This is a genomic window from Pseudoalteromonas nigrifaciens, assembly GCF_002221505.1.
GTDB lineage: Bacteria > Pseudomonadota > Gammaproteobacteria > Enterobacterales > Alteromonadaceae > Pseudoalteromonas > Pseudoalteromonas nigrifaciens.
On the sequence record NZ_CP011036.1, the window covers coordinates 1548794 to 1566839 of the forward strand.

Sequence of the window (18046 nt, forward strand, 5' to 3'; positions counted from 1 at the left end):
CTAAAGTTAATATAATTGCTATTAATAGGCTTTATCAACACGTACGCTGTTATCGTTTAAATACACCAGCCTTACACTATCGCCTTTGCTAAAGCGCATTGATTGGTCTTGATTTTGAACCACCATAAATTGATCGCCATTTTCAACTTGTATTAATAACTCTACTAAACGAGTTTGTTGGTAATGGCTTTTTTGCTGTTGATTATGCGCTACATTGCCGCCTATCACTGAGCCCAAAATAGTAGCAACAGTACGCCCGCTGCCACCGCCAAACTGATTACCAACAACGCCGCCAAGCAAAGCGCCGCCAAATGTTTTCCAACCACTACTTTGATCTTGTACTAGCTCTTGCTCAGTAATATTACGCACTGATTGCACATCGCCAAATAGCACTTGTTGTACTGCTACTGCTTTATTGCGCTCGTAATTAGCCAATGCAGGTGCGCTAATTGTAAGTAATGTACACATTAATACAGTAATCGCTTTCATAATTAACTCCTATTGACTACCAGCCAAAGGTTGATTTTTCTTTCGTTTTACGAATTTCTGTTTCGTCAGCCCATTCAACTAAGCCACTTTCCATATCCATTAAACGCATGGTAAATTTATAGTATACGTCTGATTTGTCAGCATTGGATTTAACTATGCTTGATAAGTTGCCGTACAGCATATACTGCGCACCAATTTGTTTACCAAATGCCACAGCAGTCGTGGGGTTAACTAATGCATCTTCGTTTTGAAATTTAAGCTGCTCACGTATAGCTTCAACTCGGGTCATATCAACAAATCTAAATTTTCCGCTACGCAGTAACTGAGTTGAAATAGAGTCGGTGATTGATTCGGTATCAATGTGCTCGCTGGTTTTGTTTTTAATTCTTTCAACAAATACCACAGGGCGTTTATTGGCGGTCATGGTGCCAACAACCGGAGAGCTTAATAGTGAATCGGTCATTTGGCTGGCTACTTTTTGTAAATCGGTAGAGCCAAAGTTAATGTCAGTGGTTTCTACGGCTTGTGCGTCGCCATAACTAACTACCGCTTTATTTGCACAACCACTTAATACTAATGCACTTAAACCAATAAGCGCGTAAGTTGAAGCTGTTTTGATTTTTTTACGTATGATCATTGTTATTTCCTTTATTCTTTAAATTCTTGCGCATCGGTAGACACTTCTCTTACTGCTAATGAGAAGGTAACTGCATCTGGGCTGGGTGCTAGCCCTGGTAATTGTGTTTGTGCAAAGCCAAATAAGGTAATTGCTTGCCAAGGGGAGTGATTACCCTTAATAACAAAGCCGTCTTTGTCGTACCAATTAAATTGATACTGTAAGTATTGCGACTTTTTATATTGGCTTGCTAAGGTAACTACCACGTCAGTTAATTGGTTTGTTTGACGTGTTTTTACGTCACTAATAGCTAGTTTCTCACCAAGCTCTGGGTTATCAACACGTAGTTGCTGATTAAATGTTTTATTACCTTGCTCAATTACTATACCCGATGTGTCTGGTTTGCCAGCACAGGCACTGAGTATTAAAACCGCAAATAATGGCATTATGTATCTCATAATCGCTCCTAGAGTTGTACTACATGATAATTAAAGTAGTTATTTATAGAGGTTAGATAAATTAAGGTTAACCTTTGCTTACTAACGGTAAAATTTATTGGCGCTTGCGTGCCTATGGTTAATGAATGCGCGCCGCTGTTTAAGCTACTTCGCGCCACACTTATTTGATTTGGTAGCGTGAGCCAACTGCGTGTATCGGCTTGCTCAGAGGCTAAGTTATAAATGTTCGCAATTATATTCCCTACGTCTCCGGTGCTACGAGCCAGTTCGGCTCGTACTTTTTCTTTGGCGACTAAACGCAGTATTTGCCGCGCTATTCTGGCAGGTATTTGATCTTCTAACGTTTTAGCAGCCAGTGATTCTATGTGCACTAGCGGGCTTAATACTAAGTTTTGGGCATTAATACTGATGTTATTAATGCTACGAACATAGGCGTTGTCTTTATAAACTGGCATAGCTAAGCTATAAAAACGTGCATTACCGCCAGAGGTAAAAATAGGTAAACGTAATTTAAATTCGTGTTGCTTAGGCACTAAGCCTTGTTCAAATAATATAACTACTTCGCCTTGTTCAGACGGTATATTTGCTGCCTCACCAAAGCGCTTTTTAAACTCACTTAGGTCTTGATCAAAGCCTTGTTTTTTAGCAAGGCGAAGTACATCACGTTGCAAATAAATATTGTTGGGTTGTATTTCGAGTGCTTTTTTATAGTCAATGTAGGCATCATCATACTGTTTACTGCTTTGGTACAATAAAGCGGATAAATAAAAAGTATAAGCATTTTGAAAGCCATTTTTAACGTCTCGGGTAACCTTACTCATACTTGGATAATGCTGCTGCGCTTCTTTTGTAGCGGAATCTAGCGCTGCCTGATTTTGAATAAGTGCGTCTACTTGTACTTTATTAGCCCGCCTAACTTCAACTAATGCACCTTCAACATCATTTTTATATACGTAATTAAGCGCTTTATAACTATGCAGCATGCTCATTTCATAAGGGGCGGGTATATAAGTAATAGCCGAGTCGTTGGTAAATAAAGCATTACTTTGTTCAAGCCCACTACTGAGCTGAACTTTGGCAGCCTCGCGCTTGTTTTGTACTTGTTGATAAACGTTTTCAAATTGGCTTTGCGCATCGGTTTGCATATTAGCTAAGTCGGCAAGGCGCGCTTGCTCTAATTGATTAAGTAAGTAGCTACTGTGCATACTACTATTTTTAGCAATAAGCGACTGCGCTTGCGCTATGTTGTTACTCTCTATTGCTTGTCTTACAGGGGATACTTGAGTCGCATAGTCATTAAATAGATCGCTAAATCCTATGGTACTACAACCACTTAAAATAAAACAAAAACTAAATATTAAGCTACGGCGCACTGAGCACTCCTTTAAATTTACTTAATAAGATTAACATACACTCATTAAAAAAATATGTGAAATATTGTAAAAAAGCGTAGCATAACTGCCGAGCAGTGAACGAAGCGTTAATCGTATTAATATTGTAATGTTATTATAATAACTAAATCTAAAAATCATTAAATTAGCAGTGTTAACTGTACTTATTTTAGCTAAGGATTGTTTTTGAAAACAACGTTGTACACTTTAAGTGCTTTAATTGCGTTTGCCGCTAACTCTTTATTGTGCAGAATGGCGCTCGCACAAGGGTATATAGATGCATGGAACTTTACTGTTATTCGCTTACTTAGCGGGGCTGTATGTTTAGCCATTATTATGCTGCTTTATACTAATACTACAAAACGTAACGGTACGTTTAATAGCGAAATATTAAAAGATACAGGAAGTTGGCGAAGTAGTATTAGTTTGCTTGTTTATGCATTGTGTTTTTCTATCGCGTATATAGAGCTTGATACCGGCACTGGTGCACTTATTTTATTTTCCGCGGTACAACTTACTATGATTGGCTGGGGAATTTATAAAAAAGAGCAATTGAGTCTATTACAATGGTTGGCATTTATAAGCGCTTTTGCCGGTTTTGTTTATTTAATGTTGCCCTCTGCAGCAATACCTTCATTATTTGGAGCGACCCTTATGGCCATTAGTGGCATAGCGTGGGGTGTGTATAGTATACGAGGCAAAGCTTGTATATCACCACTGAGAACCTCTGCATTTAACTTTATTCGCAGCTTAGTTGCTTTGCCTATATTGCTAATAATAGGTATGGGTTATATAAAAAGTATCCGCATAGAAGGAGTGTTACTTGCATGTGCCAGTGGCGCAATAGCTTCAGGTATTGGTTACAGTATTTGGTATACGGCAATGCCAAAATTAAAAAGCACCCAAGCAGCAGTGGTGCAGCTATGTGTACCTGTGCTTGCTGCCATTGCGGGCGTGGTGTTTTTATCTGAGCAGTTAACCGTGCAATTTATAGTTGCCAGCAGTGTTATTTTGGGGGCAGTGCTGGTATTTACGCTCAATAAAAAACAGCCCTGTTAAACAGGGCTAACGTTTATTATAAAGCGCTCATAAAGCATGGGTAAGTTGGCTAAAATAGCCTCTTTGGCTAATAGGTCACTATTACTTATACACTCATGCAGTACTTGCAGACTAAGCATATTAACCAGTAATTGCGACTGCTTAATATGGCTAATATGCCAAAGCTCGGGGGCTACACCACCTAAGTCATGCTGATAAGGCCGATAAAACCCAAATAGTGCTAAGTTAGCATCTAGCCAGTCGCTCAGTGGAGCAAATGGGCCGCTTTGTTGATATTCATCGGGCGTGAGTTGCAACTGGTAATCATCACTCACTGCCGCTTTATCAAACACATCTAAATCGGTCCCTAAATGATGCCTACTTGCGCCAGGCAGTGCAGAGTAGAGCATAATGGCAATACATTTATCTATATCGCTTAAGTTATCTAATTCAACAACTTGCTGTTGTTTATTATAAACAGGGCGTGCACCTGAAAATTTAGCGTTAAAAATAGCCGCTTGGCGGTTAAAGTCACGAAAGCTGGAAGCTATTGTAAGCTCAAACCCTGCTGCTTTGGCGGCACTTTGCAGTGCTAAAAAATCATTAACGATATTGCAGTGCAAACGATGATTTTGAATTTGGGTTAAATGCGTATCACTTTGTCCTGTAATACACATTGTGGTTATTTTTTTTGAGTTCATTACGTTAGTAGGTTTTCTAAAATTTGCTCGTAAATATCGCACAGTGCAATTAAGTCATCGGTACTTACACATTCATCTACTTTATGAATAGTGGCATTGCGCGGGCCAAGCTCAATTACTTTAGCGCCGGTTTGAGCAATAAAACGCCCATCTGATGTACCGCCAGTCGTTTCTAGATTTGTTGTTAAACCGGTTACCGATTTAATTGCCTTTACTGTGGCGTCAACCAGTGGGCCATGCTCTGTTAAAAACGGTTGGCCGTTTACAATCCAGCTTAATTCATAATTTAAATTATGCTGCTGTAAAATAGCGTTAACGCGTTGTTGTAATTGCGTATGAGTAACTTCAGTACTAAACCTAAAGTTAAACTGTACTTCTAACTCCCCGGGGATCACATTACCGGCCCCAGTGCCGCCATTTATATTTGAAATTTGAAAACTAGTGGCGGGAAAGTACTCGTTACCGTGATCCCATACTGTTTGGCTTAGCTCAGTGAGTGCAGGGGTAGTTAAATGAATAGGGTTTTGCGCTAACTGCGGGTATGCCACATGCCCTTGTATACCTTTAACAGTTAAAAAGCCGGTCAGTGAGCCTCGGCGTCCATTTTTAACTACATCGCCTAATACATCACGAGATGAAGGCTCGCCAACTAAACACATATCTATTTTTTCACCGCGAGCTTCAAGGGTGTCAATTACCCGAGTAGTGCCGTTTATAAATGGGCCTTCTTCATCTGAAGTAATTAAAAAAGAAATAGAGCCTTTATGATCTGGGTGCTTTGTTACAAAACGTTCAGTAGCAACCAGCATAGCAGCCAATGAGCCTTTCATATCGGCTGCACCGCGCCCGTGTAATAAACCATTTTCAACTAGGCCAGAAAATGGTGGGTACTGCCAGTTTTTCTCAGGGCCTGTGGGGACTACATCGGTGTGCCCGGCAAAACAAAAATGTGGCGATTGCGTCCCTTTGCGTGCCCAAGTATTTAAGGTATCGGTAAAAAATAACGATTCGATGTTAAAGCCAACTGCTTGCAATCTATCGTTCATCATTTGCTGGCAGCCAGCATCTTCAGGTGTTACTGATTCGCGTTGTATTAAGGCTTGCGCTAGAGCGATTACGTCATTTGTCATTATTTAAAAATCTCATCGTATTGTGCTGCTTTAAAACCTAAGTGGTACTCGTTATTATTAACCAGTACAGGGCGTTTTATCATTGCAGGCTGCTCAACTAATAATGGTATCGCTTTTTCTTTAGTTAAGCTTTGTTTTTCATCATCGCTTAAAGCGCGATAAGTGGTGCCACGCTTGTTTACAAGCTGCTCCCAATCAAGTTTATCAGCAAAGTTGCTAACCATACTCTCGTTTACGCCATCTTTGCGATAGTCATGAAAAGTAAACTCAATGTTGTTATCGGTTAAGTATTTTTTAGCTTTTTTTATAGTGTCGCAATTGCTTATGCCGTAAAGGGTGATCATAAATCTACTTCTTTTTAATAATAGTTAATAAAGTATCGACACCCGCATTTACCTGCAAGTGTGAAAAGTGAAATGTACCTAGGCTGTGGCCATTGAGCAAAATTAAACTTGCTAGCATAGGTGTATCAAGTTCGCGTAAATCAAAATAAGCAAGGCGTTGGCCTTTACTTATTTTGCTACCATTTAACTGAGCTATGTGGGTATGGGTAATGTGTTGCGAGCTCGCAATAGTTAAATTAATCAGTACTTTTAGGCCGTTTTTAGCTTGTAAAATAAATTCGGTGCCGGCATTTTTTGCCTGCAGCAAAGTGCCGTCAAACGGGGCTAATATTTTATGGTTGCTTAGCTGTACCATAATACCTGGGCCTAATGTGCCAAAGCGAAAAAGTGGTTCGGGGTGTTCGTTAAGTGCTATTACTTTTCCTGAAAATGGGCTAGTAATATTAATGGCATGACGAGGTAATTTATTCTGAGCTAAATAATCTATTGTTTGCGGTTTCATAAGTCACTCAAAAATTACGTTATAGCCATCTTTTTTCAAAGCGGTAATAGCTAAATCTACGGTGTGTTTTTTTACTAATATATAATCGGTATCGACTGTACTATGCAATTGTAATGTTTTTTTTGACATTAAAAGCCCGACGAACAGCAATAACTATAAGGTTATAGTATAGATTATTAACCTTAAATTAAAGCAGTAACAGTAACTAAGCTAGTTGTGGTTACGTTAGCAAAAGTGAGGTTAATTATGTTGTCCACATTTTCTGTGGATAACTGTGGGAATTGTGGCGTATAAGTGGCTTAACGTACTGATTATAATGTTTAAAATTATTAGATTAGAAAAGATCCATTTAGCACTTAACAGCGTATGTATTAATATTGAGACAAAACCTGTTCAAACAAAAGGCCTTAAAGTATGAGTGATTTTTTACTCGTTTAGTGCGTTTTTATGAAAATTCCATATAAAATAATTTGTGTTACACTATTATGATAACAACCAATATTATTGGTAGTGTTGATATTATGTATGAGGAGTCATGATGCAAAAAAGTGTGATGTCGCAAGTACAAATAGGGCGTGTGTACGCTAAAAAATGGCCAATGCGAAAAGAATTAGCTCCTTTGTTTGCTGAGTTTAAAGTAATAAAGGCGACAGAGTTGGCGATTACGGTAATGCCAATATTAGCCATGCTAACGTTATTTTTTCAGTTAAATTACCTTGGCTCTGACTTTTTACCGCAAGCAATTGCAAGCGCGCTTTTTTTTATATCGCTCCCTTTACAAGGTTTGTTATGGTTAGGAAAACGAGCGCAAACCGAGTTAGAGCCTGCCATGCAACGTTGGTATAACGAGCTTTATGCTAAAATGGTGGCTAATGGCTATCAAGCACAGCGCAGCGAAAAAAAGCCCCGTTACTTGGAGCTTGAAGAATTACTTAACGATATGTTTGATAAAATGGACAAAACGTTCACTAAAGAGCAATTTTAAGCGCCTGTTGCCTTTATATGTGCGCAACAGCTATGCTTTTATCTCTTGTGAATTGTGTAATATAAAACGATAAGGTGACATTATGTTCACCTTTTTCTTCGAGTGCTAGCCAGTGCTCGGGTCTGAACTTCCACGCGAATGGTGTCATCATTATTAAGTTTTTAACGTCGCTAAAGTTTAAGGTAACTTGCTCAGTGATGAGTGTTTGCGATGTTTGTGTAAACATTGCAGGTACTTCTATTTGTGTATGTTCATTAACACTTGAGTAAATATACTCTTTTAACTCTTTTAAATGCTGAGGTCCGGGGCTTGCCACTACGAGTGTTGAACCGGGTTTAGCAAGCCTTGCTAGTTCTTGAGTAAATAATGGTGCGAATACACTGACCAATACATCGGCAAAGTAGCTTTTAAAAGGTGCTTGGCTAATGGATGCCACGCTAAAGTGACAATTGCTGTAGCGTTTTGCCGCATATTTTACCGCCGCCTTCGATATATCAACCCCGTACACAGTAGCTTGGGTATTACTAGCTAAAGCTTGGGTATAAAATCCTTCACCACACCCTAAGTCAATAATATTATTAGCTGCTATATTACTAATAATTTGGCCAAGTTCGTGCTGTAAAAAGGCATAATAGTTGCGCTCTAAAAAAGCGCGCCTAGCTTGCACCATTTCTAATGAGTCACCAGGTTGTTTTGAGTTTTTTTGCTGTACAGGCAATAAATTTACATAGCCTTCTTTTGCAAAGTCAAAACTATGGTTGTTTTCACAGCGAAGCATATTAGCTGTTTTTATTAGTAAGTTGCTACACAGTGGGCAGCTATATTCAAGACTCATGAGCCTAGGTAGTCCTTATCGTAAAAAGTTTTTACCCAATGTGGGCGATAAGTGATCATAATTGTAATAGCCATACCGTTTAACATGGCTTCTGGCAGCCAAATAATAGCGCTTAAGTAAACGTAATTATCTGCTAATTGTTGCCAGCTATATTGACCAATAGCAAGATAAAATAATGCCCCTAAAGCTATTTTTATACAGGCGATAAACCCAGCCGTAATAAACGCACATACAAATATATAAACAAAAAAGTGGCGCGGTAAATACTGATAACTAACAATAAAAGCCAAGTAGCTCAATAAAATAGGAATAAATGCGCCAATAAGCAATTGCATTGGCAGTAACTCAAACTCAATTAAACCAAATGCGGCTAATAGCGCCGTTGCCAGAACACTACTTAAAATAGTTAAACGCCAACCGAGTATAAGTGTAGCTGCAGTAATACCTAAAATATGTAAATCAAGGCCCGTTAAAATACCAGCTTTAATGCGCCATAAAACAGCAAACACCAACGCACATGCAAGTACTCCTGTTTGGCGTATGGGTACATTGTAGAGTGCTTTATAGGTCGCTTTATCAATACTAAATAAGCTTATAGCGATTACAAGGGCCCAAAGTAGCCCTTGCATTGGGAGGCTAAGCATAGGGTTATTTAAATTCAGACCAAATAGGGGCATGATCCGATGGCTTTTCGATGCCACGTAATTCGTAATCTATACCTGTGTCTATACAACGCGCGGCTAGCTCATGTGTTGCAAGTACAACATCAATTCGTAGGCCACGGTTATCTAAAAACCCTTTTGAGCGGTAGTCAAACCACGAGTATTGATCGCTGGTTTCTGGGTTTTGCTCTCTAAAGGTGTCTTTAAAGCCCCAATTAAGTAATGTTGCCAGCCATTCACGCTCTATCGGTTGAAAAGAACATTTACCGGTTTTTAACCAACGTTTAGCATTTACTTCGCCAATACCTATATCTAGGTTGGTAGGTGAAATATTAATATCGCCCATTACAATCACGTCTTCATCAGGGGTATGATTTGTTTGCAGGTGGGTCATTAAATCTTTATAAAACTGACGTTTATACGGGAACTTGGTTTCGTGATTAATGTTTTCACCTTGCGGGAAATAACCATTCATTACCGTTAAATCACGGCCATTGTCTTGCTCTACGGTAACACTGATCATGCGCTTTTGTGACTCTTCAGTATCAGTGGCAAAGCCTTTAAATACCGATTTAGGTTCTTTTTTGCATAACATAGCTACGCCGTAATGGGCTTTTTGGCCATGATAATAAACGTGATATCCCATTTTTTGTACATCTTCTAGTGGGAACGCTTCGTCATGAACTTTAATTTCTTGTAGGCCAATAATATCGGGTTGATGTTTGTCGATAATAGCTTGTAATTGATGAAGACGCGCACGCAGACCATTGATATTGAAAGAAATCACTTTCATAGCATATACCTTAAAATTGGTTCTATATAATGCGTTAAATTATATCAGTAAATACACTTACATAACACGCCCGAAACAAGGAAGTTATTGGCTGAACTTTTAAGTGTAAAAACACTCGCTGTAATGTCCGGTATTACACCAATATTTTTGCAAAAATTACAAGGCATGAAGCAAAGCTTTCATTACTATAATGTATTACGTTAGTTTTTTACTTATATTTTAGTTGTAACTAATTGATTTTAAGGGGTTAGTGTTTTTGGCATTTAACTTGTATTAGTTAAAGTGACATTAATTAACTACAAGGATACGTCTTATGAAAAAGTTAACATTAGCCTCTACTATTTTAGCAACGTTAAGCTTAGCAGCTTGTGCATCTAACCAAGGGTTAGATAAAATTGATAGTGACTTTGCAAGTTTAGATAACGATAGTGATGGTTTTATTTCGAAAGTTGAAGCCGATGACGATAATATTTGGCAACACTTTTCAAATATTGATACCAATATGGATAATCAAATAAGTCGCAATGAATTTAATGCGTACATGCAATTAAATACCGGAAAAGTTGCCACAGACAGTGAAGTAAGCGAATCAGCATTTAAAGCGGATATTACTAAATTTGATAAAATACAAAGCAGTTTCTCGAGTTTAGATAACGATAAAAGTGGCTATATTTCGGTAGAAGAAGCAGACGATGATGATATTTCAAATCACTTTGGCTATATGGATGTAAATAAAGACAAGCGTGTTAGCAAACGTGAATTTGTAACTTACATAAAAAAATATGGCAATGCAGTCGCTGAAGACGACGCACTTAAAAGCGCCAATAACAGCTAAGCACACCATTTTAAAGTGTGAGGAAGGAGCCAGTGCTGTGCACTGGCTTTTTTTGTGGCTTTGATTTACTAAATTGCTCGATATGTTTTCCTACTTTGCTGTAGTTCTGGCATAATAGTTGGCTGTGTGTGTTTATTAGTTTAAGAGCGTTTATGGTGGGTCGGCGAGTTAGTGATGAGCAATTAATTGAGATCATTGAAGCGGCGATTTTTGTTGCTGACAAACCATTAAGTAAACGTCATCTAAAGGATGTTGTTTTAGCCGATTTAGCAATATCTATGGTGCGTATAAACGATGCAATAACAGCAATACAAACACATTTTCAGACCCGTGGTATTCGTTTGGTAGAAGTAGGCAGTGGTTATCGTTTTCAGGCATGTAGTAGCTTAAGCCCTTGGCTAAGTAATTTATGGCAAGAACGCGCGCCCAAATATTCGCGTGCTTTGCTCGAAACATTATCGCTAATTGCTTATAGGCAACCAATTACACGCGCCGAAATTGAACAAGTGCGTGGTGTTACTACGGGGGCAAATATTATTAAAACACTACTCGAAAGAGAGTGGGTTAAAGTGGTAGGCCACAAAGAAGTGCCGGGTAAGCCGGCGCTATATGCGACTACTAAACAATTTTTAGATTATTTTTCGATAACAGGTTTAGATAATTTACCTGCCTTGCCAGAGCAACAGCAAAGTAAAATTAACCAGTTATTAAGTGATCCTTCTGTGAGAGAACCATCCGAATGAGTGTTATACAAGGTGAAAAGTTACAAAAAGTCCTAGCCCGTGCTGGCGTAGGCTCACGCCGTGAAATGGAAAAATACATTGATGCAAACCGCGTTAGCGTTAACGGCAAAGTGGCTAAATTAGGCGATCGTGTTGAAGAAACAGATTCAATTCGCGTTGATGGCCATACAGTAAAAATTGAAGAAAAAGCGGATAGAATTTGTCGCGTAATTATGTATAACAAGCCTGAAGGTGAGTTAAGCACGCGTAAAGATCCTGAAGGTCGTCGTACTGTATTTGACCGACTCCCTCGTATTGATGGCGAGCGCTGGATTGCGGTTGGCCGATTAGATATTAATACCGCAGGCTTGATGCTATTTACTAACGATGGTGAATTAGCAAACCGACTCATGCACCCAAGTTACGAGGTTGAACGTGAATACTCAGCCCGTGTATTTGGTGAAGTAACCAAAGAAACCATTAAAAACTTAACCCGTGGTGTTGAACTTGAAGATGGCCCAGCAAAATTTCTAACGGTTAACCCTATGGGCGGTGAAGGTATAAACCGTTGGTACAATGTAACGCTTAATGAAGGACGTAACCGAGAAGTTCGTCGTTTATGGCAATCACAAGAGGTGGAAGTTTCTCGCCTGATCCGTATTCGTTACGGTAAATTAGAGCTGGATAAGCGCGTACCACAAGGTGGTTGGATTGAATACGACCTAGACACTGTAAACTATTTACGAAAAACAGTTAAGTTAGGACGTGAAACACAAACTAAGCTTTCTGTAATGCCTGAAAAACGCAAAGATAAGCGTGCCAAAATAAACCAAATACGTAAAGCGGTTAAAAAGCACAATCAGCGTGTTAAACCAACTAAACGTAAGTAACCTGCTATTTAGTTAAATTAGTTAAATTAGTTAGGCATTAAAAAAGCCGCTCAAAATTTTGAGCGGCTTTTTTGTTTGCCCAGCGAAGCTGGCAAACCCGATAGGCTGAAAGATGCCTTATTACCCTGACTAAGGGGAAGATAATCTGAATGGCAAGGGCGTCACTGGCCAACGGTGGGGTCTGAAGGAAGCCATAAGAAGTTAGAGGTACACAACTAACCGTAACCTGTTTCGGCAGTATTGGTGGGTCAGCGTGCAAAATAGCGCAACGCCCTATACTTAGTCAGACCAATACTGTGCTTGAGGGTGGGATTTCTAACAGGGAGCCAGTGCAGTAACTGGGGAAGCCTGGCATCTAAACTTAGTGTAAATAAGTGGCCTAAACTCAAGGGGAAACCCAAGGTTTAACGTCGGTGTGAGGTGGCAGATGAACCCGTAGTAGTGAGTAAGGCTAGGCCGATGAAAGCCAGTAATGGTGTGGAGGACAAAACCAAGCCGACTATCAACAGAATGTTTGATAGGGTCAATTTTAATCAAAAGTTTTAATTGATTGCGAAGGGGGGAAGTATTCTTTAAGTGTATGAAAATCAGGAGTATCGACGTATAGGCTCACATGTATTTCGACGGAAATAGGCAAGAGATGACGGCTAAGCAGGAATGTGGACGCTGAGAACTGAAGGCCGAGCATGGGAGTAATGAGCGACCACTTAGGCAGATTGCCATTCGGCTAGCACACCTAATGTCCTCATGAAGAACACCACTATACATCAATGTGAAACGACAGACATACCGTAAGCAAAGGCAATTGATGACAGTTTACTACAGCTTGTATGGGCAATTATTAGATATTAATAACCTGTACAAGGGATTCAAAAAAGTGAAAGCAGCGAAAGGAGCGGCCGGAATAGATAGGCAGTCCATAGCCGCGTTCGCCTTGAATTTAGAAGAAAACTTGAAACAACTGCAAGGTGAACTGCAAAGCAAGCAGTATCGCGCACAGCCAGTCAAACGGATAGAAATACCGAAAGATGATGGTGGTGTGAGACTGCTGGGAATTCCAACAGTTCGCGACCGCATAGTACAACAAACACTATTGAACATTCTCCAACCGCTCTTCGACATCGACTTTCACCCATCAAGTTATGGGTACAGGCCGAAACGAAGTTGTCATGACGCCATCAGCAAAGCCACGGTATTTATTCGTAAATATCACCGTGAGTGGGTGGTTGATATGGATCTGTCGAAGTGTTTTGACCTACTCGATCACGACTTGATCATAAGCAGCGTCAAAAGCAAAGTGACAGACGGTAGCATCTTAAAACTGCTCAAACAGTTTTTAAAAAGCGGAGTAATGATAGGCAATAATTGGGAAGCGAGTGAGCTAGGAAGTCCACAAGGTGGTGTTATCAGTCCACTGTTGGCGAATATCTACCTAGATGCATTTGATCAAGAAATGAAAAAGCGAAATCACAGAATAGTGAGGTACGCCGACGACATATTGATCTTATGCTGCACAGAAAAAGCAGCCAAGAATGCACTCACAGTAGCGACTCAGATACTCGAAAAAGGCTTAAAGTTAACAGTCAACGAAAAGAAAACGCACATAGCGCATAGTAGTGAAGGCGTAAAATTTTTGGGAGGGGAGATAGGCAGTAATTGGACGCGTACCAAAGCCACAAAACTCAAAGGCTTTAAACAAAGAGTTAAACGATTAACAAAGCGAAATAGTGGCATGAACTTAATTGAAGTAATAAAAAGACTCAATCCAGTGGTGCGCGGCTTTGTAAATTATTTCAGTATAGCCAATTGTAAACGAGTGCTAAATTTGTTGGCAAGGTGGGTGAGACGACGATTAAGGGCAATTCAGTTAAGGTTGTGGAAAAACCCAGCGAGGTTGCATAAGCGACTAAAACAATTAGGGAAAAAGCCGCCATTTAAGTTCATCAAAATGAACTCATGGCGAAACTCTCTAAGTCCATTATCGAATGTAGCGATGCCAAACCAATGGTTTGAGGAGCAAGGTTTATATTCAATGGAAAAAGTAAGTACAGGATGGCTTGCTCAATCGGCGTTTAGAAAATAAGCCGAAGGGATAGAAGAATACAGGAGCCGTATACGAGGCCCGTACGTACGGTTCTGTGAGAGGGATGAGGCAAAAGCCTCACCCTACTCGATGTATCTACATTAGAGTAATAGCTATTTTTTTACTTGAGCGTCAAGCGACTCGCCATTCACATTACTCGAATCATCACTCATTAAATATAAGTAAGTAGGCATTAAGTCTTCAGGTGTTGCAAGTTTATCTCGGTCTTCACCAGGATAAGCACTAGCGCGCATTGAAGTGCGTGTAGCACCAGGGTTAATACAATTAATACGTATATTGGTTTTACCTACTTCACATGCCCATGTTTGCATCATGCCCTCTACAGCAAATTTCGAAATAGCATAAGGCCCCCAAAATTCGCGACCTTTACGGCCCACGCCAGATGATGTAAATACCACGGATGCATTTTTAGATTTGCGCAGTACCGGAAACAGCGCTTTAGTGATCATAGCTTGCGCGGTGACATTAACCTTCATTATGTTTTCAAAGGTTGACGAACAAAAATGCTCAAGTGGCCCTAACGTGCCTAAAATGCCCGCATTATTTAATAAACCATCAAGACAGCCAAATTGAGACTCTATAGTGGCAGCTAGATCGCGGTAGTTTTGCTTAGTTGCGCCTTTTAAATCCATAGGGACTATTGCCGGTTGTGGATAACCTGCTTTAACAATTTCATCATAAACACATTCTAGTTTATTAGTTGTTTTGCCTAATAAAATAACAGTTGCGCCGTATTTAGCGTATGTAATTGCAGCTACTCGGCCAATTCCATCACCTGCGCCGGTGATTAAAATAACTTTATCTTTAAGTGCATTTTCAGCAGCTTGATAGGTGTTCATAAAAGTACCCATGGATGAATTTTTTTTGATTTTAACATAGCAAAACATTAAGTAATCGAATTTATTGTAAATTTAGGTGGCGAAAGTAGAAAGTTTACGTTAAGTTTAACTGGTCTAATGTCTCATTAATAAACTGATTACATTGTTTTAACTTAATATACTTAATAAACACACTATAAAAATAAGATATGTGCGGAGCCAACAATATGAAAAAAATGCTACTCTCACTCTCGGTTACAGCTGCTCTTGCAGGTTGTGGCGGCGGAGAAACGCTAGAAGATGTTAAAAACGATTCGGTTACAGTTATCCCAAAGGCGACGGTAAAGTTTGATCCCGCTAATGGGGTTATATCTGTACCCAATGATTTATTAATGAGCGGTACCCAAGATGGTACTTTAAATATTCCTGGGGAGTTAAATGACGCTAATGTGTCAATTCCTCGTGCTGCTTATGCTAACCCTCAACTTGCACTAGGTGCGCTTGATGGCTGGTCTACTCAAGTTCCTTTTAAAATAGATTTAACTTTCCCACCAAATGTAAGCCTAGATGCCACCTCTGCAGGTACACCAGGTTCAGTACGTATTTTTGAAGTAATAATGGGAGCAAGTTTAACAGATGAACAATGCTCACAAGCACCTGCAGGTGCTGCCTGTAAATTAGTAGGTGAACTACAATTTGGTGTGGACTTTATCACCCAAGCATCTGGTGATGCGGTGGCGGTTATTCCACTTAAGCCATTTAAAGCCGGCAGCTCTTATATTAATGTATTAACCACAGAGCTTAAAGACTCACAAGGGCGTGCTATTGAGCCGTCATCTACTTACGCTACAGTAAAACAAGAAGCGCCGTTAATTACGCCATCACAACTAGCGCTACAGGGGGCTGTTAATAGCTACGAAAATGTGGTTGTTAGTTCAGGCAATATTACTAAAGATGAAATTATTTTTTCTGCTGCAATGACCATGCAATCGGCAGGCCCTGTGCTTGGTACAATTAAAAAGTTATTAGCAGCGAGCCTGCAAAATCCAAATTTACCGACACCAGCAATTACTGTACCTACTCAGCCAATGGTAAATGTACAGCAAGTATTTCAATCACAAGGTGTTACTGTTAGTGATGCCTTTCAAGGTGTGCAATACCAAAAAGGTAGCATTATGTTACCTATGTATTTAGGTACGCCTACAGGTAAAGAAATTAGCGATTTAAACGACACTTATTGGCAAGGCATGTGTGATAACGCAGTTGTTGTATTGGGTTATAAAGCACAAGCAGGTGCTGCATTTCCTACTGATCCAATTAGTGAAAATGACGGCGCATGTGCCGCATTAAGCGGTGGTAAATTACGTGATTTAGGGTTAGATAGCACGCGTCATTTAACCAAATATAATTCAATTCCTAAAGTGCAAAGTATGGCCAATGTGCCAGTGCAAGTGACTAAACCTATTTTGCCTATAATTAATGGTGTGCGCGCAAGTTTACAATTAGCACCTATTGCTATGCCTGAAAGTGGCTGGCCTGTGGTTATTATGCAGCACGGTATTACTACCAATAAAGAAACCATGCTGACATTAACGGCGCAGCTTTCTATTCAGGGTTTTGCCACAATTGCAATTGATCACCCGCGCCATGGCGAGCGAGGAATTGACGTAGATGCAGACGGTAACGATGACTTTAATGCAACCACAGGTTCAGTACTTAGTTATATGAACCTAAGCTCACTGCTTGTTGCCCGTGATAGTTTACGTCAATCAAGCGCCGATTTATTAGGGTTGCGTCTTGGCCTAAACTTTATTAATGATACAAGTATAAACAGTAAAGATGTGAGCTATGTTGGTCACTCACTGGGTTCAATTGTAGCGCCGGCGTTTATTGCCCAAGCAAATAGCCCAATGGCTGAAACACTTGATCCACTGTTTAACGTTAATACAGTTGCGCTTGCAAGTGGCGGCGGTGGTATTGCCAGTTTCTTATTAGAATCACCTGCGTTTGGCCCATTTATTCAAGGCTCGGTGTTATCACAAGCAGGTACAACCGAAGCAACGGAATTTAATGCATTTTTACAAGGTGATGCAATTTCTAACTGCGGTGTATTACTGCCAAATATGCAAGATTTCCTATCATGTGGTTACACCGAATATGCAACGGCTTTAACTATGGCTGGCGAAACGGGTAAGCTGGCAAATATTAAAGGCGTAATGACACAATTTGCTTTTGCAGCACAAACTGCACTAGATAGTGGCGACCCAACTAATTATGCCGCAACCGTTAAAGCACTCGAAACGCCTGTATATATGAACGTGGTAGTGGGCGATGGCGCAGGCAATAAGCCAGACCAAGTTATACCTCCAAGTGTTGCTAGCAATCCGCTTGCAGGTAGTTTACCACTGGCCAACTTTATGGGCTTAGAAACAGTGAGCACATCACAAGCACCTAGTGCCACGCCGTCTAGCTATTTAGTTAAATTTACAAAAGGGCATCATGGTTCAGTATTAACACCAGCGCCTAGTGAAGAGGCGGGATCGGATGCTGCAGGTAGCTTTGCTGCTAACTCTGAAATGCAATTGCAAATTGCAACTTACTTAGCCGCTCGTGGTCGTTTGTTGTTAATTACAAATAGTGATGTTGTGACCGATTAATAGCTTACAACGCAATTAAGTAACCAAAGCCACTGTTTAGTGGCTTTTTTTTGTTAAAAAGCATGCTAAATTAGCT

The 18046-nt window shown here is 39.9% G+C and carries 19 protein-coding genes and 1 pseudogene; 7 read left to right on the forward strand and 13 right to left on the reverse strand.

Annotated elements, in window-relative coordinates; genetic code table 11:
- Window positions 1-21 precede the first annotated feature (21 nt).
- From PNIG_RS07620 to PNIG_RS07635, 4 genes are read right to left on the reverse strand one after another with little or no spacing between them, the layout of a single operon-like run.
- Window positions 22-489 (reverse strand): outer membrane lipoprotein, encoded by a 468-nt coding sequence (locus PNIG_RS07620; RefSeq protein ID WP_011328005.1) that lies wholly within the window; start codon window positions 487-489, stop codon window positions 22-24.
- A 16-nt stretch (window positions 490-505) separates the two neighbouring features.
- Window positions 506-1126 (reverse strand): penicillin-binding protein activator LpoB, encoded by a 621-nt coding sequence (lpoB, locus tag PNIG_RS07625; RefSeq protein ID WP_089368186.1) that lies wholly within the window; start codon window positions 1124-1126, stop codon window positions 506-508.
- 11 nt (window positions 1127-1137) lie between these two features.
- On the reverse strand, window positions 1138-1563 hold the full coding sequence (locus PNIG_RS07630) for a YcfL family putative periplasmic lipoprotein (RefSeq protein ID WP_089368187.1): 426 nt from the start codon (window positions 1561-1563) through the stop codon (window positions 1138-1140).
- Between the two features lie 8 nt (window positions 1564-1571).
- Window positions 1572-2936, reverse strand: coding sequence for a COG3014 family protein (locus tag PNIG_RS07635; protein WP_089368188.1), 1365 nt, complete (start codon window positions 2934-2936; stop codon window positions 1572-1574).
- 204 nt (window positions 2937-3140) lie between these two features.
- Here PNIG_RS07635 and PNIG_RS07640 point away from each other — a divergent pair, with 204 nt between their 5' ends.
- Entirely contained in the window at window positions 3141-4013 is an 873-nt protein-coding gene (locus PNIG_RS07640) for a DMT family transporter (protein WP_089368189.1), read from the forward strand.
- On the opposite strand, the gene PNIG_RS07645 is transcribed toward PNIG_RS07640, so the two are convergent.
- The 5 genes and pseudogenes from PNIG_RS07645 to PNIG_RS20375 form a co-directional block, all read right to left on the reverse strand.
- The gene (locus PNIG_RS07645; RefSeq protein ID WP_089368190.1) at window positions 4010-4693 is read right to left on the reverse strand and encodes a M15 family metallopeptidase; all 684 of its coding nucleotides are present in this window, start codon (window positions 4691-4693) and stop codon (window positions 4010-4012) included. The genes PNIG_RS07640 and PNIG_RS07645 overlap by 4 nt on opposite strands.
- Window positions 4693-5823, reverse strand: coding sequence for a succinyl-diaminopimelate desuccinylase (gene dapE, locus PNIG_RS07650; protein ID WP_011328012.1), 1131 nt, complete (start codon window positions 5821-5823; stop codon window positions 4693-4695). The genes PNIG_RS07645 and dapE overlap by 1 nt, the downstream gene beginning before the upstream one ends.
- Window positions 5823-6167 (reverse strand): ArsC family reductase, encoded by a 345-nt coding sequence (locus PNIG_RS07655; protein WP_086994314.1) that lies wholly within the window; start codon window positions 6165-6167, stop codon window positions 5823-5825. Before PNIG_RS07655 ends, dapE begins: the two co-directional genes overlap by 1 nt.
- Window positions 6168-6171: 4 nt before the next feature.
- A complete protein-coding gene (locus PNIG_RS07660; RefSeq protein ID WP_011328014.1) occupies window positions 6172-6669 on the reverse strand; it encodes a PTS glucose transporter subunit IIA in 498 nt (165 codons plus the stop codon).
- Window positions 6670-6672: 3 nt separating this feature from the next.
- Window positions 6673-6771: pseudogene (locus PNIG_RS20375) on the reverse strand (ACT domain-containing protein); the annotation flags it as partial.
- A 436-nt stretch (window positions 6772-7207) separates the two neighbouring features.
- Here PNIG_RS20375 and yfbV point away from each other — a divergent pair.
- Window positions 7208-7654, forward strand: a complete 447-nt coding sequence (gene yfbV, locus PNIG_RS07665; protein ID WP_011328017.1) for a terminus macrodomain insulation protein YfbV — start codon at window positions 7208-7210, stop codon at window positions 7652-7654.
- Between the two features lie 13 nt (window positions 7655-7667).
- Here the strand turns inward: yfbV and PNIG_RS07670 are convergent, their stop codons facing one another.
- From PNIG_RS07670 to xthA, 3 genes are read right to left on the reverse strand one after another with little or no spacing between them, the layout of a single operon-like run.
- Window positions 7668-8489: a putative RNA methyltransferase gene (locus PNIG_RS07670; RefSeq protein ID WP_011328018.1), complete on the reverse strand. Its 822-nt coding sequence runs from the start codon at window positions 8487-8489 to the stop codon at window positions 7668-7670.
- Entirely contained in the window at window positions 8486-9133 is a 648-nt protein-coding gene (locus PNIG_RS07675) for an energy-coupling factor ABC transporter permease (protein ID WP_089368952.1), read from the reverse strand. Before PNIG_RS07675 ends, PNIG_RS07670 begins: the two co-directional genes overlap by 4 nt.
- A gap of 4 nt (window positions 9134-9137) precedes the next feature.
- Window positions 9138-9944: an exodeoxyribonuclease III gene (xthA, locus tag PNIG_RS07680; RefSeq protein WP_011328020.1), complete on the reverse strand. Its 807-nt coding sequence runs from the start codon at window positions 9942-9944 to the stop codon at window positions 9138-9140.
- 313 nt (window positions 9945-10257) lie between these two features.
- On the opposite strand from xthA, the gene PNIG_RS07685 reads away from it, so the two are divergent.
- The 4 genes from PNIG_RS07685 (at window position 10258) to ltrA (ending at window position 14474) form a co-directional block, all read left to right on the forward strand.
- Window positions 10258-10779, forward strand: coding sequence for an EF-hand domain-containing protein (locus tag PNIG_RS07685; RefSeq protein ID WP_058373266.1), 522 nt, complete (start codon window positions 10258-10260; stop codon window positions 10777-10779).
- Window positions 10780-10931: 152 nt separating this feature from the next.
- Complete coding sequence (gene scpB, locus PNIG_RS07690; RefSeq protein WP_089368191.1) at window positions 10932-11522, forward strand: SMC-Scp complex subunit ScpB; 591 nt, start codon at window positions 10932-10934, stop codon at window positions 11520-11522.
- Window positions 11519-12391, forward strand: coding sequence for a 23S rRNA pseudouridine(2605) synthase RluB (gene rluB / locus PNIG_RS07695; RefSeq protein WP_011328023.1), 873 nt, complete (start codon window positions 11519-11521; stop codon window positions 12389-12391). Before scpB ends, rluB begins: the two co-directional genes overlap by 4 nt.
- A gap of 808 nt (window positions 12392-13199) precedes the next feature.
- Window positions 13200-14474, forward strand: coding sequence for a group II intron reverse transcriptase/maturase (gene ltrA, locus PNIG_RS07705; protein ID WP_089367769.1), 1275 nt, complete (start codon window positions 13200-13202; stop codon window positions 14472-14474).
- 113 nt (window positions 14475-14587) lie between these two features.
- Here ltrA and PNIG_RS07710 read toward each other — a convergent pair whose 3' ends face one another.
- Window positions 14588-15334: a YciK family oxidoreductase gene (locus PNIG_RS07710; RefSeq protein ID WP_011328024.1), complete on the reverse strand. Its 747-nt coding sequence runs from the start codon at window positions 15332-15334 to the stop codon at window positions 14588-14590.
- A 206-nt stretch (window positions 15335-15540) separates the two neighbouring features.
- Here PNIG_RS07710 and PNIG_RS07715 point away from each other — a divergent pair, with 206 nt between their 5' ends.
- On the forward strand, window positions 15541-17970 hold the full coding sequence (locus PNIG_RS07715) for a VolA/Pla-1 family phospholipase (protein ID WP_089368192.1): 2430 nt from the start codon (window positions 15541-15543) through the stop codon (window positions 17968-17970).
- Window positions 17971-18046 lie beyond the last annotated feature (76 nt).